The sequence below is a fragment of the Streptomyces vastus genome, from assembly GCF_039532825.1.
GTDB classification, from domain to species: Bacteria; Actinomycetota; Actinomycetes; order Streptomycetales; family Streptomycetaceae; genus Streptomyces; species Streptomyces vastus.
The window spans coordinates 1-22,763 of record NZ_BAAASJ010000097.1 but is presented as its reverse complement, the minus strand read 5'-3'; the positions used below and the strand labels follow the sequence as shown (position 1 = coordinate 22,763).

Annotated in this window: 25 protein-coding genes and 1 pseudogene; 9 read left to right on the top strand and 17 right to left on the bottom strand. The window is 69.1% G+C overall.

The genetic code is table 11. The features are described 5' to 3' along the window. Window positions 1-17: 17 nt before the first annotated feature. On the bottom strand, window positions 18-2,447 hold the full coding sequence (locus tag ABD357_RS30110) for a helicase-associated domain-containing protein (protein ID WP_344394173.1): 2,430 nt from the start codon (window positions 2,445-2,447) through the stop codon (window positions 18-20). A 657-nt stretch (window positions 2,448-3,104) separates the two neighbouring features. Between ABD357_RS30110 and ABD357_RS30105 the strand changes: the two genes are divergently transcribed. Both ABD357_RS30105 and ABD357_RS30100 read left to right on the top strand, forming a co-directional pair. Next, window positions 3,105-3,524 (top strand): hypothetical protein, encoded by a 420-nt coding sequence (locus ABD357_RS30105; protein ID WP_344394172.1) that lies wholly within the window; start codon window positions 3,105-3,107, stop codon window positions 3,522-3,524. A gap of 188 nt (window positions 3,525-3,712) precedes the next feature. Then, the gene (locus ABD357_RS30100) at window positions 3,713-3,904 is read left to right on the top strand and encodes a hypothetical protein (RefSeq protein WP_344394171.1); all 192 of its coding nucleotides are present in this window, start codon (window positions 3,713-3,715) and stop codon (window positions 3,902-3,904) included. A gap of 216 nt (window positions 3,905-4,120) precedes the next feature. On the opposite strand, the gene ABD357_RS30095 is transcribed toward ABD357_RS30100, so the two are convergent. From ABD357_RS30095 to ABD357_RS30080, 4 genes and pseudogenes are all read right to left on the bottom strand, one after another. Continuing rightward, window positions 4,121-4,543 carry a WD40/YVTN/BNR-like repeat-containing protein gene (locus ABD357_RS30095; RefSeq protein WP_344394170.1) on the bottom strand — a complete coding sequence of 141 codons (423 nt, stop codon included), beginning with the start codon at window positions 4,541-4,543 and terminating at the stop codon, window positions 4,121-4,123. A gap of 173 nt (window positions 4,544-4,716) precedes the next feature. After that, window positions 4,717-5,457 carry a hypothetical protein gene (locus ABD357_RS30090; protein WP_344394169.1) on the bottom strand — a complete coding sequence of 247 codons (741 nt, stop codon included), beginning with the start codon at window positions 5,455-5,457 and terminating at the stop codon, window positions 4,717-4,719. A 124-nt stretch (window positions 5,458-5,581) separates the two neighbouring features. Further along, a complete protein-coding gene (locus ABD357_RS30085) occupies window positions 5,582-6,040 on the bottom strand; it encodes a copper chaperone PCu(A)C (protein ID WP_425585062.1) in 459 nt (152 codons plus the stop codon). Continuing rightward, window positions 6,037-6,701: pseudogene (locus ABD357_RS30080) on the bottom strand (SCO family protein). The gene ABD357_RS30085 and the pseudogene ABD357_RS30080 overlap by 4 nt, the downstream one beginning before the upstream one ends. Before the next feature lie 297 nt (window positions 6,702-6,998). Between ABD357_RS30080 and ABD357_RS30075 the strand changes: the two are divergent. Continuing rightward, window positions 6,999-7,556, top strand: coding sequence for a DUF2752 domain-containing protein (locus ABD357_RS30075; protein ID WP_344394168.1), 558 nt, complete (start codon window positions 6,999-7,001; stop codon window positions 7,554-7,556). Window positions 7,557-7,584: 28 nt separating this feature from the next. Here the strand turns inward: ABD357_RS30075 and ABD357_RS30070 are convergent, their stop codons facing one another. From ABD357_RS30070 to ABD357_RS30030, 10 genes are all read right to left on the bottom strand, one after another. Next, on the bottom strand, window positions 7,585-8,226 hold the full coding sequence (locus ABD357_RS30070) for a DUF305 domain-containing protein (RefSeq protein WP_344394167.1): 642 nt from the start codon (window positions 8,224-8,226) through the stop codon (window positions 7,585-7,587). Continuing rightward, window positions 8,223-8,855 carry a thioredoxin-like domain-containing protein gene (locus tag ABD357_RS30065; protein WP_344394166.1) on the bottom strand — a complete coding sequence of 211 codons (633 nt, stop codon included), beginning with the start codon at window positions 8,853-8,855 and terminating at the stop codon, window positions 8,223-8,225. Before ABD357_RS30065 ends, ABD357_RS30070 begins: the two co-directional genes overlap by 4 nt. A gap of 113 nt (window positions 8,856-8,968) precedes the next feature. Further along, window positions 8,969-9,454 (bottom strand): hypothetical protein, encoded by a 486-nt coding sequence (locus ABD357_RS30060; RefSeq protein ID WP_344394165.1) that lies wholly within the window; start codon window positions 9,452-9,454, stop codon window positions 8,969-8,971. Between the two features lie 137 nt (window positions 9,455-9,591). Next, window positions 9,592-10,566 (bottom strand): M56 family metallopeptidase, encoded by a 975-nt coding sequence (locus ABD357_RS30055; RefSeq protein WP_344394164.1) that lies wholly within the window; start codon window positions 10,564-10,566, stop codon window positions 9,592-9,594. After that, window positions 10,563-10,937, bottom strand: a complete 375-nt coding sequence (locus tag ABD357_RS30050) for a BlaI/MecI/CopY family transcriptional regulator (protein WP_344394163.1) — start codon at window positions 10,935-10,937, stop codon at window positions 10,563-10,565. The genes ABD357_RS30055 and ABD357_RS30050 overlap by 4 nt, the downstream gene beginning before the upstream one ends. Window positions 10,938-11,023: 86 nt before the next feature. After that, on the bottom strand, window positions 11,024-11,137 hold the full coding sequence (locus ABD357_RS44880) for a hypothetical protein (RefSeq protein WP_425585067.1): 114 nt from the start codon (window positions 11,135-11,137) through the stop codon (window positions 11,024-11,026). Continuing rightward, window positions 11,100-11,744 carry a tRNA-dependent cyclodipeptide synthase gene (locus ABD357_RS30045; RefSeq protein WP_344394162.1) on the bottom strand — a complete coding sequence of 215 codons (645 nt, stop codon included), beginning with the start codon at window positions 11,742-11,744 and terminating at the stop codon, window positions 11,100-11,102. The genes ABD357_RS44880 and ABD357_RS30045 overlap by 38 nt, the downstream gene beginning before the upstream one ends. 87 nt (window positions 11,745-11,831) lie before the next feature. Further along, complete coding sequence (locus ABD357_RS30040; protein WP_344394161.1) at window positions 11,832-12,221, bottom strand: hypothetical protein; 390 nt, start codon at window positions 12,219-12,221, stop codon at window positions 11,832-11,834. A gap of 390 nt (window positions 12,222-12,611) precedes the next feature. Next, window positions 12,612-13,847: an SWIM zinc finger family protein gene (locus tag ABD357_RS30035; protein WP_344394160.1), complete on the bottom strand. Its 1,236-nt coding sequence runs from the start codon at window positions 13,845-13,847 to the stop codon at window positions 12,612-12,614. After that, a complete protein-coding gene (locus ABD357_RS30030) occupies window positions 13,844-16,690 on the bottom strand; it encodes a DEAD/DEAH box helicase (protein ID WP_344394159.1) in 2,847 nt (948 codons plus the stop codon). Before ABD357_RS30030 ends, ABD357_RS30035 begins: the two co-directional genes overlap by 4 nt. Window positions 16,691-16,897: 207 nt before the next feature. Between ABD357_RS30030 and ABD357_RS30025 the strand changes: the two genes are divergently transcribed. The 3 genes from ABD357_RS30025 to ABD357_RS30015 all read left to right on the top strand — a co-directional run bounded on the left by ABD357_RS30025 (window position 16,898) and on the right by ABD357_RS30015 (window position 18,041). Next, on the top strand, window positions 16,898-17,266 hold the full coding sequence (locus tag ABD357_RS30025; protein WP_344394158.1) for a hypothetical protein: 369 nt from the start codon (window positions 16,898-16,900) through the stop codon (window positions 17,264-17,266). Window positions 17,267-17,394: 128 nt separating this feature from the next. Beyond that, on the top strand, window positions 17,395-17,643 hold the full coding sequence (locus tag ABD357_RS30020) for a type II toxin-antitoxin system CcdA family antitoxin (protein ID WP_344394157.1): 249 nt from the start codon (window positions 17,395-17,397) through the stop codon (window positions 17,641-17,643). Further along, the gene (locus ABD357_RS30015) at window positions 17,640-18,041 is read left to right on the top strand and encodes a PIN domain-containing protein (RefSeq protein ID WP_344394156.1); all 402 of its coding nucleotides are present in this window, start codon (window positions 17,640-17,642) and stop codon (window positions 18,039-18,041) included. The genes ABD357_RS30020 and ABD357_RS30015 overlap by 4 nt, the downstream gene beginning before the upstream one ends. Window positions 18,042-18,658: 617 nt before the next feature. On the opposite strand, the gene ABD357_RS30010 is transcribed toward ABD357_RS30015, so the two are convergent. Further along, a complete protein-coding gene (locus ABD357_RS30010) occupies window positions 18,659-19,084 on the bottom strand; it encodes a PIN domain-containing protein (RefSeq protein WP_344394155.1) in 426 nt (141 codons plus the stop codon). Continuing rightward, on the bottom strand, window positions 19,081-19,359 hold the full coding sequence (locus tag ABD357_RS30005; protein WP_344394154.1) for a ribbon-helix-helix domain-containing protein: 279 nt from the start codon (window positions 19,357-19,359) through the stop codon (window positions 19,081-19,083). The genes ABD357_RS30010 and ABD357_RS30005 overlap by 4 nt, the downstream gene beginning before the upstream one ends. Window positions 19,360-19,702: 343 nt before the next feature. Here ABD357_RS30005 and ABD357_RS30000 point away from each other — a divergent pair, with 343 nt between their 5' ends. From ABD357_RS30000 to ABD357_RS29990, 3 genes are all read left to right on the top strand, one after another. Then, the gene (locus ABD357_RS30000; protein ID WP_344394153.1) at window positions 19,703-20,440 is read left to right on the top strand and encodes a hypothetical protein; all 738 of its coding nucleotides are present in this window, start codon (window positions 19,703-19,705) and stop codon (window positions 20,438-20,440) included. Then, window positions 20,340-21,520, top strand: a protein-coding gene (locus tag ABD357_RS29995) for an IS3 family transposase (protein ID WP_344394152.1) whose coding sequence is annotated in 2 segments (ribosomal slippage) — window positions 20,340-20,604 and window positions 20,604-21,520 — 1,182 coding nt in all. Because the reading frame shifts where the segments join, the coding sequence is not laid out codon by codon here. The genes ABD357_RS30000 and ABD357_RS29995 overlap by 101 nt, the downstream gene beginning before the upstream one ends. 83 nt (window positions 21,521-21,603) lie before the next feature. Beyond that, a complete protein-coding gene (locus ABD357_RS29990) occupies window positions 21,604-21,864 on the top strand; it encodes a DNA-binding protein (RefSeq protein ID WP_344394151.1) in 261 nt (86 codons plus the stop codon). The last annotated feature ends 899 nt before the right edge of the window (window positions 21,865-22,763 follow it).

The window sequence follows — 22,763 nt, the reverse complement described above, 5'->3', positions numbered from 1 at the left end:
GGCCTGGCCGCCGAGTCCTACGCGGGCATCACGCCATGGATGCGGGAGAGAGTGAAGACGCGTTCCGCTTCGCGCAGGTGGCACCAGGCGTCGAGGTAGGGCGGGTCGAGTTCCAGGCCGCTGAGGGTGCGTACGGTCCGGTTGCCCGAAGTGGCGACGTACTCGACCGTGATGGCCGCACCAGTGTCGATGGCATGCGCGACCTGGCGGACGTCGCTGTACGACAGGTGCTTCGCGTATCCGGCGACGATCTCCTCGGTGTCCGTCGCGAAAGGCACCCCGCTGCCGAACGGGTCGGGTTCCGGTGCAGTCGGCGGGGCCTTGAGCAGCCGGTCGGCCAGGACGTCCATCCCGGTGTCGGCGGGCATGTCCGAGGCGCGGGTTGGGGTGGTCCGGGGGGCGCGCCGCCCGACGTTCCTTCGCGGGGGCGGGACGGCAGCGGCAGCCCTGTGTGGCAGGCGCTTTTCGATGCGTACCGTTCCCCCGGCGGTCTCGGCGACCGGGGCGTAGCCCGCGGCACGGAGCGCGGCGAGAGCCGTCGCGGGTGGGCTGCCGCTGACCAGGACCGTCGGGGCGAGCTGCCGCAGGGCGAGCTTGGACAGTGCGCGGTGGGCGGCGAGTTCGGCCAGGAGCGCGGGTTCGTCGCCGTGGATGACACAGGCCGCTGGGGCGATGCGCACCCGCCCGTGACCTCGTGCGGTGTCGGCGACGAGATAGGCCAGCGGCTGTGGCAGGGCCGTGGCGGAGCCGGCTGCCAGGTCGGCTGTGATGTCGTCCGGGGTGCGGCCGGCGTCCAGGGCCCGGCGGATACTGCCGGCACTGAAGCGCCATACCGACGCCGTGCCACTGGTCTCCCGGTCGGCCATCGAATCCAGCAGCGCCGCGAGTCGCGCGGACGGGGTGCCGGTGACGACGGCGGTGAGGTCGGCGCCGATCCGGGCCGTCGTGGTCGCGGGGGGCAGCAGCCGCCGGACCGTGATGTCGAGCTCTTCGTCGGCGTGGGCCGCCAGGTGGGCACCGAGCGGGGACAGCGCACCCCGTGCCAGCACGCCCAGCAGTTCGCCTTCGCGGATCACGGTGCTGAACGGTGCAGTGTCCTCGGGCGAGGCGTCGTCGGCGAGCGGACGGTGCCAGGCCACGAGCGGCCCCAGCTCCGAAGCGACCTTCACACCCTGTCCTGCCGGGAGCCCCGCTGCTGCGGTGAGCAGCCCGTGGCGGGCCTGCAGACAGCCGTCGCAGTCAGGCGCACCGGCGAGCGCGGGAAGAGCCTTGTTGTCTTCGTCGCGCGCCCGGGTGGGGGTGAGCGGCAGGTCCCGCCATGCCCGGAGCAGTACGGCGAGTTGTTCCGCGGGCTCCTGCTCGGCCCAGGCGTCGTACGCCTCGGTGGGAGGTACGCGATCGCCGTCGCGGGCCAGCAGTCCGGCGGCGTACGCCGTCTCCAGGGCGATGCGTACGACGGCGTCGTCCGCTTGGGCGGCCTTGCCGAGCCGAGCCAGTTCACGCGCGCCGATCCCTCCCGACTTCAGCCGGGTCGGTGGAGCGGTCGCGCACGCCGAAAGGACGGAGGCGGCATGGGCCGCGAACGCGGTGGCGGCCACCGCGGCCTCCCGCTCCACCTCCGAGGAGGTGATGGGCACCAACTGTGTGACGGGCGGCAGAGGTTTGAACGGAGCGTGCCAATCGGGGCCCCGCAGAGCCAAGGCCACCTCGACCGGCATCCGGACGGGCCCGTACCGGTGACGGTCCTGGAGCAGAAGCCCGCGGTCGAGTGCCCATCGGGCGCCTGGTTGGAGGTCGCGGCCAGGAGCTCCGAACACGACGAACAGTGACTGACGCGGCGTGGACCTGGCGCCCTGCTCAAGCAACTTCCGTGTGGCCGCCGGTGCCCCAGCCACCAACGCGGCGACCCGTTCCGCGTCACTGTGATGCTCCACCAGAGCCGCGAGTCGCTGCTGCTTGGTTCCGGGTGGCTTGATACCGAGGACCGCCAGCATGCCCCGCAGTTCCTCCGAGGTGGTGCCGGTCAGCAGCTCTTCCAGCGGGGCGTCAAGTCCCAGGGGCGTGCTCCACGCCTGCCGCAAGGGCGTAGGCATGCGGAGTGCCTCGTTGCCGTCGTGCCACACGAGCGCCCGATCCGACAGCGCCTCCAGGGTCGCGTCCAGCGCGTGTACCGCCGCAGGGGATGTCGAGCTGAGCAACTCCGCGAGGCTGTCCCGGGTCGCTTGTGCTCCCAGGGCTGCCAGCGCCTCGGCGGCCTGCAAGCACGGCAGCGTGAGTTGGGGCAGGACGAGTGCCACGGACCCCGGACGTTGGAGACGGTCCGCCAGTTCCCCCACCGAGCGTGGTTCCGGAGAGGAGGCTGCGTCCTTCCGCATGGCGAGTATGCGTGCCAGGCGGGGACCGTCGAGTTCGCTCAGCCAAGTCGCAAGCGTCGATCGGGACTTCATGAGGGTGCACCTCGACAAACAGGAAACGTCACAGGCGGGCCGAAGCCGCTTCGGCGCCAAGGTCAAGGATGGCGCAGTTCCATGATCCGCGGATGCCGAACGAAGACGGAGTCTGGGGCACCTCCCCGCCGCGGGCCCAGCCCGACGAGACGAGCCGACGGCAGTAGAAGATCCGGCCACCCGCTCGCCGAAATGTTCTTAATCAACGGATATAAACGCAACCAAAACTGCAACCAGCGCACGGCGAGGAGCCGCGATTGCGGCTCGGCTCCTCGTTTCGCCTGTTCAGGCGGATGCGGAGGATACGAGATTCGAACTCGTGAGGGGTTGCCCCCAACACGCTTTCCAAATGTTCGTCTGGGGGTTCGGTGGGGGACGGGGGTGTTCTGACCTGGGGTGGAACGGGTGATGGCGGCGCTCCTGGACGGTGCCGGACGGGGGTGAACGAGACCAGAACTGAGACCAAGGTTCCCAGTGTTCTGCCTGGTCAGGCGGTGCATCCGGGCCCACGCGACGTGCCGATCAGAGGCCGGTGTCGCTCGGCTGGCTGCACGGCCGTGTCGGAGTCTGTGGATGCGGATTGTCCCCTCGGAGTGTCAGTGGTGCCCGGTAGGACCTGCTGGGGCACGTCACCACGAACGGGGAGACATCTCGATCATGTACGACGCCGAATTAATGGCTGTGGCCACTGGCGCAGCCGGCACGCTCGTCGCGGCCATAGCCACGTCGGGTGCCGAGAAGATGCGCTTGAAGGTCGCGCACTTCTTCCGCCGGGCCACCCCGGATGAACAGCGAGTGGCCGCTCAGGCAGTGGATGACACCGCTGCGCAACTCACGTCGCCCTCTCCAGAGGCCCAGGCGCTCGCAGCGACCGCCTGGACGCAGCTCATCGCCCAGTACCTTGCCGAGCACCGCGACGCCATGAGCGAAGTGGACGAACTCGCGGTACCCACCTCGCCGTCCTCGAAGGTCTGGAACCAGCACAACACCGGCACAGGAACGTTCATCGGTGGTGACGTCCACTCTTCACCAGCGGCCGTTCCTTCACGCGACGTTGCTCGACACCTCGAAGCGTGAAGAACGGCCGCCCTGCTGTCCCGGGAACGAACCAAGATCAGCGGGTCAGGTGAACAGCCGAGGTTAAACACCAAGCTCAGTCGTCCACCGGCGGATTCGTGCCTGGCCCGAGTCCGAGTCCTGCCCAGGCCGACCCGATGGTCTACGTGGCTCGCCTCGGTGAACGCCGCGTTCCCTTCCGACACCGCGTGCATGCCGAGGCTCTGGTCGAGCAGTGGGGTGCCGACCGGCCCGAGCACACCGCGGAGGTCGAGGTGTGGGACCGAGGGAAGTGGGAGCACAACGGACCCGGCGGCGTGCGGGCCATCCGCGATCGGATGCCCGACCGCAAGGTCGTCTTCCACGCCCACGCCCTCTTCGCGCCCGGCGGGGAGGGCTGAATGTGGGCGTCTCCGAGCAATGGTCCGTGACTGCCTGGGAGTTCGAGTACGACCTCTACACCGACCTGCCGGTGCGTGGCACACTACTCGCCGCCCCGGCCAAGAGGTCGAGGCGCAGGTCCGCGGCACGGAACGCGCGTGAGCGGCCTCCCGGCAGCGGCGCATGCCGGGAGGCCGCTGCGCGTGCCCGTTTTGCCCCAGGGGAGTCGGCAGGGCTCAGTGGTCTTCGGTGGGGGTGACGGGCAGGCGCTGGGTGAAGGTCTTGCCGCCGTCGCGGGATTCGTAGACGCCGTCCTGGGTGGCGGCCAGGATGCGGTCCGCGTCGACGGCGGTGAGGGCCTGGGGCTGTCCGCCGGGGACGGTGCCTGCCTTCTTCCAGGTGGTGCCGCCGTCGGCGCTGCGGTGGAGTCCGCCCGCCGGGTCGATGCCGTACAGGGCGTTCGGCTTGGTCCAGGAGACGAAGGCCAGGACCGGTTCGGCGCCGTCGGCGAAGGTCTTGCCGCCATCGGTACTGGTGGCGATGCCGTTCTGGGTGGTGGCGAGCACGGTGTCCGGGTCGTTGGGGCTGACGGCGATGTCGAGGGCGGCGAGTTCGGCGCGCCTGTCCCAGGTCTTGCCGTCCTTGCTGACGCGCAGCATTCCGTTGGTGCTGTCGTAGTGAGCCCTCTGCTGTCGGAGCGGAAGGCCGGCGGAAGGTCGAGCGCTGTACGCGATGGCCCATCCCCATCCCCAACACCGAAGCCACGGCTGATGGGGGATCCCGTCTGTCAGTCGTCGCTCATGGCGACGAAGTCGCCGTGCCAGTTGTGGTATCAGACCTGGCCGGTGTCGGCGTTGACGGACAGCATGCCGGTGATGTTGTTCCCCTTGAGGGTGTGCAGGGTGTAGTAGCCGGGGAATGCCTCTGCCTCACTGGGGGTCTGGCCCGAGCGGTGATCGTCGAGCCACTGGCGGGCGATCTTCTCGGCCTCAGGGGCGGAGATGCGGGCCGTGCCGGTGGTGCGGTGCATGGGCATGCCGTAGTCGGTGTTCCAGATCATCGCCGGTCCGTACTCCAGCCAGACGGCACCGCCCGCCGGGTCGATGAGGACTTCGGTGGCGCCCTTGCCGTCGTGGGTGGTCAGCTCGGCGTAGAAGTTGCGGGAGAACTGCATGACTTCGCCCACGCGCAGGCCAAGTCGGTCGGCGAACTCCCCGGCCCGGGCTTTCGCCGAGGCGAGCGAGGTCACCGGCTGCCCGGTTCCGGTCAGCCCACATGGGTGGCCGCCCATCATCCCCGGGCCCATCCACATGCCGTGGTCCTCACGGCCATCACGGCCGTCGCGGTCGCCCATCATGCCCCCGCCGTTCCAGTCGGAGGGCCCGTAGCTGTCGCACCCGGGCGAGGCGGTGGCCGGCTGTCCGTACGCGGCGCGGGCGGCGTTCGAGGCTATGCCGCTGCCTGTTGCGCCGTCCTGGGTGGCTGCCCATACGCCGGCGCCCACGCCGGTCACGGCGAGTGCGGCCACAGTCGTCGCGGTGATGCGCTTCCGGTTCCATGGCATCGTTCCCACCGCCACTCCGTGCAGGCGCGGTCTGTCGCCGCAGCGGGTTCCCCTGACTCCCACCGTGACCCACTACGACGGGAGCGCGCATGGGCCGAACGGCCCGCAGCGGGGCCGACGGGCCCGCCGTTCCTCACGTCCGTGGATTGAAGGTGGCCGTCTCGACGGGAACGTCCGCTGTGAGCGGATCACTCTTGGCGAAGTGCAGCTCGATGGAGACGCGTTCGCCTTGGGCAGGCTTGCGGGCGAGGCCGGTGAACATCAAGTGGCTTCCACCGCGCTTGAGTTCGAGCCTGCCGTTCGCCGGGACGGTGAAGGAGTCCACCTGCCGCATCGTCTCGCCGGCGGATTCATGCAGGGTGATGTCCTCGGCCAGGCCGCTGGTGACGGACGTCAGCTCGTCCGCGGTGTCCCCGGTGTTGGTCACCACCAGATAGCCGCCGGCCAGGTCGTCGCTCACCGGCTGCGGCATGTACGCGCTGGCGACCTTCAGCTCAGGACCGCTTGAAGCGGAGGAGCAGCCCGCGACCGCTGGAGCGGCCATGAGGAGCAGGAGCGACGCGGCCAGGGCGGCCGCGCGGCGGCGGGTCACGGGGTCTGTCCCTTGATCAGCTTGGGCAGGTCCTTGATGTAGTCGTCGGCGGTGGCCTCGTCGCCGTGGTAGAGGACATGGCCCTTGTTGTCGCCGGGAAAGAAGGCCAGCGTGGTCTTCCCGTGCGTGGCGCTGACCTTCCCCTCGGCGTCCTTCGTCGCCGGGGCCATACCCACCCCCACCGAGCGGGCCGCGGCCTGGACCGTGTCGAAGTCGCCGCTCAGGCCGATGAAGTCCGCACTCCCGGCGCTGCGCAGCCACTTCCCAAGCTCCGCAGCGTGTCCCGCTCGGGGTCGGTGGTGACGAAGACGAACCGCATCTTGTCCTGGTCGGCCTTGGGCAGGTCCTTGTACGCGAGGGCGATGTTGCTCACGGTCAGCGGGCAGGCGTCCGGGCAGTGCGTGTAGCCGAAGTAGAGCAGGGTCAGCCGGCCGTCGGTCTGCTTGCGCAGATCGAACGTCTTGCCGTGCGTGTCCGTGAGAACCAGGTCCGGTTTGGTGAACGGCTGGTCCAGTACCCGCTTGGCCACGGGAGTGGTGGCGTCGGCGATGACGACCGGCCCGTCCGATCCGTTCCCCGTTTCGTTTCCGCTTCCGCAGGCGGACAGGGTGAGCGCCGCGGCCACGGTCAGCGCGGCGGTGAGCAGAGCGGGTTTGCGCATGGGGAACGCCCTTTGAGGGGTTGGGAAGGTAGGCGGGCGGTTCCGCACCCGCCCAACCTAAGATGCTTAGGTGTTCTGGATGGAGCTTACGACAGCCCGTCCGCGGCCCCACGGCCCCCCTGTGCCGTTGAGTCGCCGGACCGGTCGCCTGATCAGCCGTCATAGGTCGTCATTGGCCGCTGGGCAGGTGCGGCCGACTGCGACAGCATCGACACTGACCGCACAGACGATGAGTGGGCCGAAGAGACCCACAGAGCGAGGCCGGGCAGAAACGGTGGTTACGGTGGTGAGGACAGCGTGCTGAGTGAGGACGGACGGCGACGGCTGCCGTGCCGAACCGTCTGGGAGGACCGTGACCGGCACCGGTGGGCCGGGCCGCTGGCCGCGGCCGGACTCCTGGCGGGCGCGGCGATGGCCGTCCTCGGACTGCCCCCGCTCGACCTGCACGGGCCGCTGCACTACGCGGGGGTGATGGGGCCGCTGTGCGGCGGCACGCGCGGGGTGCACGAGGCAGCGCTCGGGCACTTCGGCGAGGCATGGCGCTACAACCCCCTCAGCGTGGTGCTTGTCGCCGGTGCCCTGGTCGCCCTGGTGCGTGAGGCCGTCGGGCGCCTCGCCGGCCGGTGGCTGAACCTGCGGGTCATCCGCCGTCGGCCCGTGGTCGTGGCCGGCCTGGTCCTGGGGCTGGCGCTGACCGCCCGCCAACAAGCCCAGGCCGACCTGCTGCGCACCGGCCCGGAGGCCGACACCCCGACCGGTCTGCTGCTGTACGCCGCCGCACTGCCGCTGGTGGCACTCGCCCTCGGACTCGTCATGGTGACCCGGCTACGGGCCCGGCGCCGCCCCGGCGGTTGATCGCGACGTACGCGATCAACCGCTCGGCTCACCCTGCGGCCTTCATACCGCGCTTGGCGAGCATGTCGGCCATGAGCTTCATCTCGGACTGCTGGCCGCGGACCATGCCCTCAGACAGCCGGACGATCACCGGATCCTCGGCCAGTTCGGCGGCGCCCTGGGCCATGTCCACGCCACCACGGTGGTGCGTGGTCATCAGCCGCAGGTAGAGCACCTCCGCGTCCCTGCCCTCGGCCTGGCGCAGCTCGTCCATCTCCGTGTCGGTGGCCATGCCCGGCGTGAGCGACCCGTCGTGAGGCTCGTACTCCGTCGCGTGGCCCATCCACGCCATCGGCGGCTTCTGCGAGGTCTTGGGCAACCCCCAGACGTCGAGCCGTCCGAGGAGCATGCCGCGCTGGTTGGCCTGAGTGTTGATGATGTCGTACGCCAGGCGGCGCACCTCCTCGTCGTCGGTGCGGTCGCGCACGACGAACGACAGCTCCACCGCCTGCTGGTGGTGCACCGCCATGTCGCGGGCGAACCCGGCGTCCGCCGAGTCCGCGCCCGGGGTCGTGCCGTCGGCGCGGGAAGACGTCATCGCCACCAGAGCGAGGACGGCCAGGCACAGGGCGAGCGCGGCTCCGGCGTACGGCAGCCAGCGGGCGGGATTGCGCGTGGTGCCGTCGGTCATGCCATGCTCCCGCCGCTGCACGAAGCGCCCGGCTCCGGGGTCTGCGCGCCCTGGACGTACTTGTCCAGGAACTCGTCCACGCGCGGGTCCGACGCCTTGTCCACCTTCACCTGGTGACCCCAGGCGGTCAGGGTTATGGGCGAGGGCTGGTCCTTGTAGGGGCTGAGGAACGAGTACGGCGTCTTGGTCACCTTCTCGGTCAGCGCCGTGACGTCGGCCTTGGCGGCCTTGTCGGTGTAGGTGATCCAGACTGCGCCGTGCTCCAGGGAGTGCACGGCGTTCTCCTCGTTGACCTCCTTCGTATAGACCTGGGCGTCGCAGTTGAGCCAGACCGGGTGGTGGTCGCCGCCCACGGCCGGGCTCATCGGGTAGTCGACCTGCTTCTCGACGTGGTTCTGGCTCAGATCCGACCAGGTCCGCTCGCCCTGGACCGGGGCGGCCTCGGCCTTCTCCTTCTCGTTGGCGGCATCGAGCAGATACCAGCCGCCGCCGACGACGCCGGCGAGTATCACGGTGGAGGCGATGATCGCGATGATCCGGTTGCGCCTCTCGCGGGCCTGCTCGGCACGGCGCATCTCGGCGATGCGGGCCTTGCGGTCCGCGGCCTTGGCTTTCGACTTCGATCCCATGGCGTGTCCTTCTCCCGCCACGCGTCGTGTTGTGTCGCGGCGGTGCTGTCACTTGTGGCGGTGTGGTGGTGGGGCACGGGGCGGAGCGGTGGGGCTGACTCCGCCGGGGTGCTCTACACGCGCAGGCGTTGCAGCAGGTGAAGGTCAGGCGGACGGCAGAGCGCACAGGCGGGGGAGCCGGTGAGGGACACGGCCCGGCTCGGCGCTGCGGTACAGGGCTGCTCACCGCCGGCTGATGCGGCCCCTGGATACGGCGATGCCGTGGTGTTACGGACAGCGTCGCCCACCGGCCCGTCGCACGAGTCGAACCCGTCTTCGGCGCACTTGGCGCACACCGCCCCGCCGTCCGGGAACGCCCTCGTGCCGCTGTCCCCGCCCGCGACGCCCACCGTCGATGGCTGTGCGGACATGCTCGGCGCCGAGTGGCCCATATCCATGGTGGCTGTGCTGGGCGGCACGGCCACCGAGGCAGCGGTCCCGCAGGCCAGCGCGGTGAGGGCCACAGTGGCAAGGAGAACGGCGAGGATCCGGGCGAAGGCGAACAGGCTCCGCCGACCCGGCGAGGCGACGGCCGAGCGACGTGCGTACGTCAGATCCACGGCCCGACCTCGGTGGGACCGGCGAGCAGGCCGATGCCCGCGCCGCGTGTGATCATCGCCTGCTCATCCCGAGTACCTAAGCGTCATAGGTGATGGTGGCGAACCTACCAGACCCCCCACAGCACACCACAGGCCGATCAAACCGGCTGCTGCGTGACCGGGGCTTCGAGCAACGGGCAGGTGGTGTTCATGCCGGTCGCCGCCAGCGCCGGCTCGGTGACCAGGACCAGCGGCAGCACCAGCAGCGCACCCGCAGCCAGCGCCCCGGCCCACACGACCGCACGCCCCAGCGGGCGCTGCCCGGCCAGTAGCCGCCGCACCCGGCCGGCCACATGACCGCCCGAGGCCGCCAGCGACGCCGTGGGCGCCCCCGCCCCGGCCAGCTCGACCAGCGCGGTGGCCAGGTTCAGCGAACCGGTGCGGGCCGTGGCCGCGTCGTCGGCGGCCATCTCCACCAGCCGCCGTGTCTGCTCCGCCGCCACGGCGAACAGCGGCACCCGCGGAAACGCCCGCTCCAGTGCCTCCGCACCGGCCAGGACCAAGTGGTGCCGCTGGCGGATGTGCGCCCGCTCGTGGGCGATCACTGCCTGAAGCTCCTCGGGCTCCAGGGCGGCCAGTGCAGCTGAGGTCAGCACGATCCGGTGTCCATGGCCGGGCAGGCAGTACACGGCCGGGCGGTCGTCGTCCAGCACGGTCACCCCGAGACCGGCGTGCGCCCGGCCGACCATCGCCAGCACCGCGGCGTGCCGACGGCGCTCACCGCGGGCCCGCAGCAGGCCCGCCGCCAGGCGCCAGCCGACCCGGCCCAGCAGCATCAGGGCCAGTACCGTGCCGCTCGCCGCCACGGCAGCGCCGCCCGGCGTCGCGTACTGCTCCCGCAGCATCAGCACGCACGCGTGCAGCAGATCGGCCAGATTGCCGCTGACCGGCACCGTGGGCACGGCCAGCGCGAGCCCGGCCAGCGCGACGGAGACCACCACCGTGGCACTCAGCGCCTGCCAGGCCCAGATCGCCAATCGCGGCGAGCGCGCCACCCAACTCGCCCGGGCAAGCAGTGGGGCGACCGCCCCGAGCAGGACCGCGTAGCCGAGCAGTGGCACCGCCACCCTCATGACCGGCCTCCCTCGCGGCGCGCGGCGAGCGCCGCCCGCAACTCCGCGACCTCGCCGTCGTCCATCTCGTCGAACAGCCGCACCAGCGTCGCGGTCCGGTCCGCACCGGTCGCCCAGACCTGGTCGATCAGCGAGGCGGCGTACTCCTCACGGCTCTTCGTCGCCCGGTACCGGAACGCCCGCCCGTCCTTGGCCCGCGACAACCAGCTCTTGCGGTGCAGGATCTCCATCACCGTCTGCACCGTGTTGTACGCCAGCGCCTGCGGCCGGTCCCGATTGAGCTGCTCCAGCACCTCACGCACGGTCAGCGGCCCGCCCTCGGTCCACACCACGTCCATGATCGCCTGCTCCAGCTCGCCGAAGCCCCGCATCCCGGCCGCCCTCCCGCATGAAAACCTAAGCGCCATAGTACGTGCCGTCCGGAATCGCTCGTCCGGGCTCGCCCACGCTGTCGCGCTCACCGCGCCGCCCCCGCCAGGTGCACATAGCCCTGACCGTCCACCGGTCGGAGAGCGAGCCGGTGGTGGAAGAGGTCATCGAGGAAGGCCGGCACCTGGTGATAGCAGAACACCGAGGCCGTCACGCCGGCGATCCGCGGCGTATCGAGGAAGAGGGGGGAGCTCGGCCAGGAAGTACCGCACCGCGCAGCGCAGCTGCTCCTGCGTCGGCGTCTGCCCGGGCGGAAGACGCCGCTCCAGCGTCCAGGCAGATGCTCCCAGGCACGCCCGGGCGAAGGCGGTATCCCGCCCGTAGCGATCCTCCACCTCCCCCAGCACCTGCCCGTAGGCGATGTTCACCGCCAGGGCCTGCCCGTCGAGAATGTGGGCTCGCGGCTCGCCGATGTCGGCCGCCGACAACGCACGAGTGATCTTGTTGCGGACGTACTGGCCCTGGCGACGCGCCTTCCACGCTGCCCGTGCCGGCGCGTATCCCAGGGCCTGAAGAGTGTGGACTGCGGCGGTGTCCGGCACGAAGAAGTGCACGCGGTCGAAGGAGCCGAGCGCCCACCGGACCAGGGCGGTGATCCGCTCGGCGGAGAAGTGACTGTTGAACGGGCTGACACCGACACATCCGTGAGCGCGGGCGGCGAAGACGGCCCGGCACCGGTCGGTCAGCGGCACGGCGTGGAACGGCCCGTCGGACGGGTCGGGCAGGGCAGGCGGGGACGAGCTGGGCACGGAGACTCCTCGCGCGGGATGGAAGGCATGACGGTGAGCACGGCGAAGCTCTCGGTCACATGAATCTCGACCGAGGACCCGTCTGACCTAAGTGCGGATCACGCACAACGCGAAGCGGCCCCCGGAGCTGGGCGAGGTTCGGGCCCCGCAGGAACCTGCTGTCGGACGCTCGGAAGACCGGGGCGGCCACCACGCCGCCACACCGCCCTGCGGACTCAAGTCCGTGTACGGCACATTCTCGAAGCGGGCATCAGGGCACCGGTCGGTCCAGGCGCCGCACAGGTGCCCCGCACCGGCGCGCATGCCGTCGCCCGTCTCGGCGACGGGACCGGCGTGCAGCTCCTGCACATGCCGCTGCTGCTGCACAGCCGTGGCGGATCCCGCCCTGGCGCCCGACACGCAGCCCAGCAGCGTCAACGCGAGCAGCAGCACACCGAGGATCCGGTGGAGCGCGGCATTGGCGCGGGGCATGTCCATAGCCCGTGACCGTAAGCAGCGAGTCCGGACCGCGGGTTCCGCAACGCCGACGCCGTCACCCGGAAGAGGCGACAACGCCAACTGCAACCACGGCATGACGAAGGTCCCGACCGCTCAGCGGTCGGGACCTTCGTTTCGGCTGGTCAGCCATGGCGGAGGATACGAGATTCGAACTCGTGAGGGGTTGCCCCCAACACGCTTTCCAAATGTTCGTCTGGGGGTTCTGGGGCGTACGGCAACGTCCTGACCTGCGGTGCAGCTGGTCCTGGCGGGGGTTCTGAACGGTGCTGTACGCCGGTGAATGCAACCAGAACTGCAACCACGGAAGCGGAGCAGCGTGAGTGCGTCCAGCTTCTGCTCGTGGTTCCTGGTCAGCGGGGAATCGCCTCCTTACTCACCGTTCTGCGACCAGGCCGCGGTGAGCGCGGTGACCGGGTCACTGTCGGCTGGTGCCGCGGGCCACCACTCGCCGTCGTCGTCCTGGAGGTAGGGGTACCAGCGGGCATCGGGGCCCAGACGCAGCTGGATGCCGTGGTCGGTGAGGGTGAGGCGGTTGCGCCAGGTTCTGAGGTGTGTGGGGGAGTCGGTCATCTCGGCGAGGGCCGCGTCCAGGGCGGTGCGGGTGGCCTTCATCACCGCCGGGTCGGGGGCGTAGGGCTGCTCGGCGACGGTGATGCCCGTGGGGCCGCCGTGGCGCCAGGCGCGGGTGAGGCGTGCGAAGGCAGTGGGTTTGGTGCCGGTGTTCTGGATCAGGTGGTGGAACCACTCGGGTCCGGGGTCGCTTGCGGCGATGCGGACGGCGTCCTGGTGCTGGGTCAGGTGCAGGTCGGCGGTGTCGCCCGCGAGGAGCCGGGCGGCGCGCGCGGTGGCGTCGGCCATGAGACGTTCCAGGTCTACGGCGGCCAGGCCGGTGCCGGGTGGCGGGGCGACGGGCAGTGCTGTGGTGTGGGCGGCGGGTTCCGGGAGTTCGGGCAGTTCGCGGGGCTCTTCGGCCCAGTGGGCGTACGCGGCGGCGGCCGGGATGCCGGCCGGTGCTGGTGGGGCGGCGGTCTCCTGTGCTGCCGTACGGAGTGCGCGCAGCTGGGCGAAGACCTCCTCGCGACCGCGGCCGCGCAGCGCGAAGAGCACGAATGGGTCGGTGTCGATGGTGGCGGCGATGGCGTAGCAGAGCGCGGCGGCGTGCTTGCAGGGGTATCCCCAGTCGGGGCAGGAGCACTCCGGATCGAGCTCGGTGGGCAGTGGGAGCAGTGGGACGCCTGCGTGCCGGGCGTCGTCTACGAGTTCGGCGGGCATCTCGTCGTCGAGAAGTGCTGCGAGATGTCCGGCGCGGGCCGCGATCGTGTCGAGCAGGGTGTCCCACTGAGGGTCGGTGAGGATGGGCAGGTGGACTGAGGAGCGGTACGGGCGCGGGCGGCTGCCCTGGACAGCGGCATTGACCTTGCCCGGAGCGACGGTGACCGGGCCGACCATGCCCTTGCGGGCGTAGGTGCGTCCGCGCGAGAGCCGTCCGGCGTCCAGGGTGGAGTCCTCCAGGGCTGCCACCCATGCCTGGCCCCACCAGGTCGCGGCGAAGGCTCGCTTGCCGCGGGCGGGCGCACGGCGCGGGCCGGGGACAGCGGGGCTCATGACTGCCTTCCGAGGGCGACGAGTTCGGCGAGGTCGGCGTCGGACAGTTCGGTCAGGGCTGCCTCGCCGGAGCCGACGACGGCGTCGGCGAGGGCGCGCTTGGCTTCGAGCAGCTTCGCTACCTTGTCCTCCACGGTTCCCTCCGCGAGGAGCTTGTGTACCTGGACGGGTTTGTCCTGGCCGATGCGGTAGGCGCGGTCGGTGGCCTGGTCCTCGACGGCCGGGTTCCACCAGCGGTCGTAGTGCACGACGTGCGTGGCGCGGGTGAGATTGAGTCCGGTGCCCGCCGCCTTCAACGACAGCAGGAACACCGGCACTTCACCGCGCTCGAAGCGGTCCACCATCTCCTCGCGCCGCGCGACGGGGGTGGCACCGTGCAGGAAGAGAGTGGGGATGCCGCGGTCGCCGAGATGCTTGTCCAGCAGAGCCGCCATCTGTTTGTACTGAGTGAAGACCAGCACGGATTCGCCTTCGGCGGTGATGGTGTCGAGAAGTTCGTCGAGCAGGTCGAGCTTGCCGGAGCGGCCCCGCAGGGGAGTGGACTGGCGCAGGCTGTGCTCTTTCAAATACTGGGCGGGGTGGTTGCAGATCTGCTTCAGCGCGGTGAGCAGCTTGAGTACCAGACCGCGTCGGGCGATGCCCTCCGACTCCGCGATCTTCGCCATGGTCTCGCGGACCTGTGCCTCGTACAGGCTGGTCTGCTCGGCCGTCAGCGGGACGACGTGGTCGGTCTCGGTCTTGGGCGGCAGTTCGGGCGCGATGCCGGGGTCGGACTTCTTGCGGCGCAACAGGAAGGGACGTACGAGACGGGACAGGCGCTCGGCTGCCTCGGGATCCTCGCCCGCCTCGATGGCGCGGGCATGCCGGTCACGGAAGGCGGTGAGTGAGCCGAGGAGCCCGGGGGTGGTCCAGTCGAGCAGTGCCCACAGCTCGGAGAGGTTGTTCTCCACGGGGGTGCCGGTGAGCGCGACGCGGGCGCGGGCGGGCAGGGCACGCAGTTCGCGGGCGGTGACGGCGTAGGGGTTCTTGACGTGCTGGGCCTCGTCGGCGGCCACCAGCGACCAGGCTGTCTCGGCAAGCACTTCGCGGTCGCGGCGCAGCACCCCGTAGGTGACCAGGACGATCTCGTCGCCGGCCAGGTCCATCAGGTGGCGGTCGCCGCCGTGGTAGCGGCGTACGGGGGTGAGCGGTGCGAATCTGGCGGCCTCGCGCTGCCAGTTGCCGAGCAGGGAGGCCGGGCAGACGACAAGGGTGGGGCCCGCGGTGGTGGGGGAGCTCTGGCGGTGCAGGTGCAGAGCGAGCAAGGTGATGGTCTTGCCCAGGCCCATGTCGTCGGCGAGACAGCCGCCGAGGCCGAGTGCGCACATCTCGGCCAGCCAGGCCAGGCCCCGCTTCTGGTAGTCGCGCAACGTGGCCTTGAGGGCGGCGGGCTGGGGCACGGGGGTGCGGGACTCGGGGTCGCGGATACGAGCGACCAGGTCGCCGAGCGCACCGACCGCCGCGCAGGGGACCCGGTCACCGTCCCTCCCCCAGCCTCCGGCCGGGGGGACCCCCATCTCGCTTCGCTCGGCCTCGCCGGTGAGCGCGGCGCTCAATGCCTCCATGGGGGTGAGCGGTTCCATCCGGCGGCGCTTGGCGCGGGCCACCAGCTTCGGGTCGGCGACCACCCACTGGTCGCGAAGCCGGACGAGGGGACGGCGTGACTCTGCGAGAGCGTCCATCTCGGCCTCGGTGAGCGGCTCGCCGCCGAGGGAGACTTGCCAGCGGAAGTCGAGGAGGGCCTCTGTGTCCAGCAGGCCGCCCGCGGTGGAACCGGGGGCGGTGCGTTGCCCGATCTCCGCGGTCGCGGTGAGCGCCTTGACCAGGTCGCGCGGCCAGTGCACGTCGACACCGGCCGCGCGCAGCGCGTCCGTGGAGTCCCCAAGGAGATCGAAGGCTTCGTCGTCGGTCAACCGGAGCTGATCGGGAGCGGCATCGTTGAGCAGCCTCCGCAGTGGGGGCCAGGCGCGGGCGCCGCGGCGCAGGGCGAGAAGGGTCTCGGTCTCGGCGCGTGGGCCGAGCAGCCGCTCCACTTCGGTCGGCTCGCTCCACAGTCGTGCGGCCTCGATGACGAGCGCCGGGTCCGCCGCGGTGTGCAATTGCAGGACGGCCCGGAACTGCCGTCGGCGTCCTTCGGGTACGTCGACGCGCAGGGAGACACTGACCTCGGCAGTGAGCGCCGCCTGGGTTTCCTCGGCCCATTCACGCAAGGTGGGCACGGCGCGGGCCTCGCGCCAGGCGTACGGCAGCGCTCCCATGGCGAGCGGCGCGGCCGGCGTACGGACCAGATCATCGGCGACCGCGTCGCAGAACTGGCGTACCAGCGCTGCCGGTTCGGCGATCCGCACCGGCGCAGGGCCAGGCTCGGGCAGGCAGTGGGCGTGCGGCGGGAAGGCGGCGGCCAGGGCGTCCAGCGACTGGCGCTGGGCGGCGGTGCAGGGACCCACCTGCCAGGTGTCGTAACCGGCGGGGGTGAGGGCCGGATGGAGGCGGCCGTCGGCGAGCAGCCGGAGCGCGAAGCGAGTGGCGGCCTGCCAGGCGGCGCCGGAGGGATGCGTCGGCTCCGCATCAGCCAGCGCGGAGATTGCGACGGCGACAGGCACCGCGTAACCCTCGACCCTGCGTCGCCTGACCGAGCGGCCGTGCGGCAGGACCAGCTCCACCACCTCGGTCTCAAGGCCGGTGGGAGCCATAGTGTCTCGGGCTGCTGCCCCGGTCGGCTTCCACAGCAGCAGCCGCCCAAGGCGGGCGGGCTCACCGGGCAGGAACACCGCCGCCCAGCCAGTGCCGAACAACTGTCTCACGAAGGCGGATGTTTCCTGCCGGGCCAGTGGCGGTGCGCTCCTCGCGCCCGTACTCGGCTCTCGTACGACGACTCGTGCCACTGTCTTCCGCCCTGTCGCTTGCCGGACCCTCCTCAGGCCCGCTCACTACCGAACCCCACCAGGCAACGTCACACGCTGGCAACCGCGGGCCTCGGCTTGACTGCTGGCGACGGCACCACGGCGGATATGCCGCTGCTGAACACACCGGTCCTCGACCGCAAGGTGCGGCACTACGGTGAGGTCATGAGCACCTGGGACCCAGCCGCGCTGGAGGCGTTGATCGAAGAGGCCACCGTCGACGCCTACGGCCAGGATGAGCAGCTCACCGGCTTCTTCACGATGATCGAGGAGAACCTTGCCGTGCCGTTCACCACGACTGTTCTCGGCGTGGAGGCGAGCGTGGTCGGTGTCGATCTGGCCGAGGACGGGCGCGTGGTCGCACGCTGCGCCCGGGGGTCGGTCCGACAGGACATCGGAATCCTGGACCTGCCGTTGCCGGAACCCGCCCCTGAGGGCTCGCAATGGATCGAGGCATACCGCTACTGGGCCCGTTGAACTGACGCGTCGCGCAACTGCCCAGCTGAGCCCCTGCTCGAACGGACAGTCGCCCCGACTGCCGCTGACCGGAGCGACTGCGGGAAACGTAGAGCACGTAGCGCGCATACCGCAGTATGCTTACCGCTATGGCTGACACCACACGCATCACGGTGACACTCCCCACCGAGCAGGTGGCGGAGCTGAAGAAGATCACGGACAACATTTCCGGCTACGTGGCCGAAGCGGTCGCCAGACAGATCCGGCACCAGCTTCTGGGGGCCGACCTGCGCAGCCACACAGACGAGCACGGGGCCTTCAGTGAGGAAGAGCTGGCCGAGGCGCGGGCGCGGATCTTCGGTTCCACGCAGGCCACCGGCGGCGCGAGCGCCGCGTGAGCGGGCACATTGAGACTGTCGTCCTGGACAGCGAGGGGCTGTCAGCCTGGGTGGCGCAGGACCGGAAGGTTCTGGCGATGTTCCAGGTGTTCCACGACATGGGAGCGGACCTTGTCGTCAGCGCCAACACCATCGTGGAGGTGAGCCATGCCAGGGTGAACCTGCCCCGACTGCAATGGGCGCTCTCCCGGGTCAAGGTAGAGCCGATCACGGAGGCGGCGGCCAAGGCGGCAGCCCAACTGCTCAAGGGCGCTGGTCTGCACGGACACAAGTACGCGATCGACGCCACCGTCGCGGAAGCGGCCTTGCGTCAGCCTGGCCCGGTCGCCATCCTCACGTCGGATGTCGATGACATGACCCGGCTGTGCGGCAGCAAGGTCCGGATGATCGGGCTATGACCGCGACACCGTCCCGGGACCATGGACAGATCCGCGTGGATCCGCCGAGACTGAAGTCGCCGCAGGCCAACCCCTGATGGGTGAATAAGGCATCGACGAATGCGGGGGCATGACTGCGTTCGGTGTCAAAGCTCCTCAGGGCGCAACGCCTGCTGGCGGCTCAGGGCGGCGACTGCCTCTTTGTCTACGCCGTTGAGGACGGCCAACTCATCGTGTGGGTCCTGGCGGCCGGTAACCGTCGTGACGTATCCCGTCAGATGGTGTGGCTCCCCGCAGTCTGCGCCCGTCGCCCCATAGGACGTGAGTGTGCGCCTCTCCTGCTCGAGGCAATGTCGTAAATGTCGCCTATGAATGCAACCGAAACTGCAACCAAGGCATGCCGAAGAGCCGGACCGCAATGAGCGGTCCAGCTCTTCGTTTCGCCTGGTCAGGCGGCTGCGGAGGATACGAGATTCGAACTCGTGAGGGGTTGCCCCCAACACGCTTTCCAAATGTTCGTCTGGGGGTTCGGCGGCGATCGAGGGCGTCCTGACCTGCGGCGGAGTGGGGCACGGGGAGGGCAGTGGACGGTGCTGGACGGGTATGAATGAGACCAGAACTGACACCAGGGCGCCGGGTCATACCTTCTTGACGACGACGGCGTTCGGTAGGAGCTTCTCCAGGTCGTCCACGTCCGAGGTGAAGACGGTGACCTGCCCCTTCTGCTGGCGTGCGATGACAGCGAGCACGGCATCGATGGCGTACTTGTGACCGTGCAGCTTGGCATCTGCCAGGAGTCGCCGGGCCTGGCGGGCCTCGTCCTTTCCGATGTCGGCGACCTTGAGGCGGGAGAGCACCCAGTCCCAGCGCTGCTCGGTGGTTCTGCCGTCGTACGCCTCGACCAGGGTCATAGGAGACGTCACCACTTCCGCCTCACCTCCGGCCGCGAGGTCGAGCCAGGCGATCATCTTGCGGTCGCCGCGCACGGCCAGGGACAGGGCTTCGCAGTCGAGTACGAAGACGCGCAGTGGCCGCTGCCTGTGCTCACCGGCCCGCTTCTTCACGCGGCCTCTCCGGCATCGTGTCCTCCGCCGGTGCGGCGGCGCTCGTGCTCGGCGTCGAGCTCGTCCAGTTCCGTGAGGGCTGCCGTGCGCTCGTCCTCGGTGACCGGCCCGTGTTCTTCCTGCAGCCAGTCGACCAGCTCCAGCAGCCGGTCCCGATCGCGCTTGAATCGCAGTGCTTCGGCTACATACGCCGAAAGTCCTCGCTCGGCCGCGTCGGCGCGGATCTCATCGAGGAGATCTTCGGGGATCGTCACCGTGACTTTTTTCGTCGCCATACAAGAAACCATACTCCTGGTGCAAGTGCCCTTACCAGGGTAGCTGAACCAGTCAGGCCCAGGATGCGAATGGTTGATCACGGAGTCTTCCCCGACGTTGAACGCTGGGACACATCGTTTCACTCGGTCACCCCGTGTCGTTTACTCCCACCAGCGCATGCATCGGCTGGTGCGGATAGTCGCTTTTTGACGCGGTGAGCCTCTTGCTGTTGGCGGAACCACAAGAGGAGGGGCTGTGTCCCTGTTGCCTTCGGCAGACGTCTTCAGATCAATCGAGCTAAATGTTTCGCAGTTGCTCGGTGGACAGTTGGTGTGTCCACATGCGCCCGGGGAGCGGTGTTCTGTGGGTGAGCACCTCACGCTCTCGGAGGCGAAGGATGCGGCGGCGCGAGATGCCACCGACGTTGCACTTCGGGACGCGCTGTGGCGATGCGTAGGCCGCGATGCCCGTAGTGACCTGTCGAACTTGGCTCAGCGCAGCCAGTTGCTCGCGCTGTATTTCGTCATCCCCTACCTCCGGAAGTCGGCTGGGCGAGTGTCGAGGAGGCTGTGCGTCGACGTCGCCGAGGTGAGGTCGGCCATGGTGTTCGGTGCGTTGTACGGTCTGGCGCTGGCCACCGAAGGCGCCGATGTCCGTGACGAGGTCGTCCGGTCCGCCAATGCGGCCGGCTGGGCGGTGGAACGGGCTGATCCGGCCGAGCGCACGACGGATCCGCACAACCTTGTCGACCGCGCGAGCCGACTTGATGACGGCTACTCACCCATCCGTGACGAGTCAGACATCCAGGTGGTCGACGAGATGGACCCTGTGTTGTGGGGGCGCATCAGCGGCGAACGCATGGGCGCTACCTTGCACCGCCTCGGGCTCTTGGGCGAGTTCCTCGCCTCGGGTTCGGAGCAGGTGCCCGAGGGTGTGAGGGGCCACGAAGTTTCCGGACAGGGACCCAATAGGGTTGTCCTGAACAGGAAACGAGGAAACAGTGGCGCCACCCAGCAAGTACTCACCGGAGTTCCGCGAGGAAGCCGTCCAGATCGCGTTGAGGTCGAGCAAGACGATCTCCGAAGTCGCCCGGGAGCTTGAGCTGAACCCGGAGACGCTACGCGGCTGGGTAAAGAAGCACCAGAAGCAGCAGGAACCGGCCCCCGACGCGGAACTGACAGTGAACGAGCGGGCACGTCTGAAGGAACTCGAACGGCGCAACCGCGAGCTGGAGATGGAAGTTACCTTCCTGAAAAAAGCCGCAGCGTACTTCGCGAAGGATCCCCGGTAGCAAGCAAGTACGAGTTCATCGACGAGATGCGGCTCGGCACCGAGGAGTACGCATACAGCGTCGAGTTCATGTGCGGCCGACTCGGCGTATCCAGATCCGGCTACTACGACTGGCGATCCCGCCCGGAATCCGCGACAGCTCACCGGCGCGAAGAACTGAAATTGCTCGTCGAGAAGGCCTTCGACATGTCGGACAGCACCTACGGGCACCGGCGCATCCAGGCCCAGCTGCACCGCTGGGGCGTCGCCGCGGGCGTGGAGCTGGTCCGCCGCGTCATGCGTGAACTGGGCCTGGTGCCCTGCCAGCCACGGCCGAAGAGGTTCAACCTCACGCAGGCCGCGGCCGGCCAGGTGCCAGACCGTGTCCGCCGCGACTTCACCGCCGATGCGCCCGGCGAGAAGCTCGTCGGTGACATCACCTATATCGCGACTGGGGAAGGCTGGCTGTACCTCGCAACGGTCATCGACTGCTGCACGAAGGAAGTCATCGGTTACGCGATGGACGACCACTACCAAACCCCACTGATATCCAGGGCGATCCGTAACGCGGCACGGAACAGGAACCTCTCGGCCGACGCGATATTTCACTCGGACCGCGGAAGTAACTACATGTCAGCCGAGTTCGGGAGGACGCTGGACCGCTTCGGGCTCCGCAGATCTGCCGGCCGCACCGGGATCTGTTTCGACAACGCCATGGCCGAATCATTCTTCGGCGCCCTGAAGAACGAGCGTGTATCAAGGGTGACTTACCTGACCCGCGAGGCCGCCCGGCAGGACGTCACTCGCTACATCGAATTCTGGTACAATCGCAAACGCCTCCACTCGGCAGTGGGTTACCGCCCTCCGCGCGAAGTCCACGCCGAATACGAGAAGTTGCGAATCGCCGCGTGAAATAGACGGTCAGACGCCCGTCCGGAAAACGCGAGGCCCCTCAGTGAGTCCGACGGGCTCGATAGACCGCAGAAGGAAGCCGAGTGAGCCCAAGCGCAAGGCGACTTTCGCAGTGGCTGGCCGAGCCAATGCCCCTGCGTAAGGTGGCAGATCTCCTCGGGGTCGACCCATCGAAGGCTTCCGGGCTGGTGAGGGCGGACCGCTTTCCATGCCGTGTCACGAAGCTGAAGGGAAAATACGTGGCCTTTCCCGCCGATGTGATGGTGGCCCTGGGGATCGATGATCCGATCGTGCGGACGGGCGACCTGCTGGCCGGTGCTGAGTTCGCGAGGCGATGGGACTGAGGGCTGGCCGCCGGAGGCTGAGTGCAAGCTCAGAGGGCCGGGCTGCACAAACGGCTCGGCCCCTCTGGGGAGGCGTGCGACGTGGAAGGGCTGATAGGGCGGACGTGGATGGTCAGTGCACTGCTGATCCGGACGAGTGGTTCTGCGTCGGCATTCGGTCGCACGGAAGTGAAACCCTCCAGCGGCACGGCAGGCGTGGTCCAACCAACAGGAACGTCTTGCCCGGTCGGCGTCCGGCGACCACTCCGAGTGCCGTACCTGGCTGCGGGCTGCTTCTGGGGCACGTCCTGCGATGCGGGTCAACCGTCACCTGAGGCTGATCTAGGCCGTCGGCCTTCAGCGTGCAGGCCGGCGAACGAACGCTTGGATGGCTCCCCACTGTCGTCGCCAGAGGCGCGTCGTCATTCCGCACAGAATGCCGAATATATCGTAAATAAATGAGACTACAACTGAGGCCAAGGTATGCCAAGAACCCCGGCCGCCGAAGCGGTCCGGGGTCCTCGTTTCGCCTGTTCAGACGGCTGCGGAAAATACGAGATTCGAACTCGTGAGGAGTTGCCCCCAACACGCTTTCCAAATGTTCGTCTGGCTGTTCAGAGATGGTCACGAACGTCCTGACCTGCGGCGATGCGGTTCGCTCGGCCGGTTGTGGACTGTGCTGGACCAGGATGAACGCAACCGAAACCGCAACCGGTCGAGTTGTGTTCCCGCCACCCGCCCCCGGCAGTGCGACGAGACTGCCTCAAGCCTGTCATCCCGCTGTTTGCCGGAATCGCAGGTCGCGCCAGCCGAACGCAGGCTGTCCCTCCCCTCGTAGCGTGGAGTCCGTGATTGCAGGGGAAGTTGAGGTTCATGGGAACTGAGAAGCGGACGTTTGACGCCGAGTTCCGTGAGGGTGC

Coding starts and splice junctions, on each gene's coding strand:
- ABD357_RS30110 (WP_344394173.1), bottom strand. CDS start 2,447: ATGAAGTCCCGATCGACGCTTGCGACTTGGCTGAGCGAACTCGACGGT.
- ABD357_RS30105 (WP_344394172.1), top strand. CDS start 3,105: ATGTACGACGCCGAATTAATGGCTGTGGCCACTGGCGCAGCCGGCACG.
- ABD357_RS30095 (WP_344394170.1), bottom strand. CDS start 4,543: ATGCTGCGCGTCAGCAAGGACGGCAAGACCTGGGACAGGCGCGCCGAA.
- ABD357_RS30070 (WP_344394167.1), bottom strand. CDS start 8,226: ATGACCGACGGCACCACGCGCAATCCCGCCCGCTGGCTGCCGTACGCC.
- ABD357_RS30065 (WP_344394166.1), bottom strand. CDS start 8,855: ATGGGATCGAAGTCGAAAGCCAAGGCCGCGGACCGCAAGGCCCGCATC.
- ABD357_RS30055 (WP_344394164.1), bottom strand. CDS start 10,566: ATGAGGGTGGCGGTGCCACTGCTCGGCTACGCGGTCCTGCTCGGGGCG.
- ABD357_RS30050 (WP_344394163.1), bottom strand. CDS start 10,937: ATGCGGGGCTTCGGCGAGCTGGAGCAGGCGATCATGGACGTGGTGTGG.
- ABD357_RS30040 (WP_344394161.1), bottom strand. CDS start 12,221: ATGGACATGCCCCGCGCCAATGCCGCGCTCCACCGGATCCTCGGTGTG.
- ABD357_RS30035 (WP_344394160.1), bottom strand. CDS start 13,847: ATGAGCCCCGCTGTCCCCGGCCCGCGCCGTGCGCCCGCCCGCGGCAAG.
- ABD357_RS30025 (WP_344394158.1), top strand. CDS start 16,898: ATGCCGCTGCTGAACACACCGGTCCTCGACCGCAAGGTGCGGCACTAC.
- ABD357_RS30020 (WP_344394157.1), top strand. CDS start 17,395: ATGGCTGACACCACACGCATCACGGTGACACTCCCCACCGAGCAGGTG.
- ABD357_RS30005 (WP_344394154.1), bottom strand. CDS start 19,359: ATGGCGACGAAAAAAGTCACGGTGACGATCCCCGAAGATCTCCTCGAT.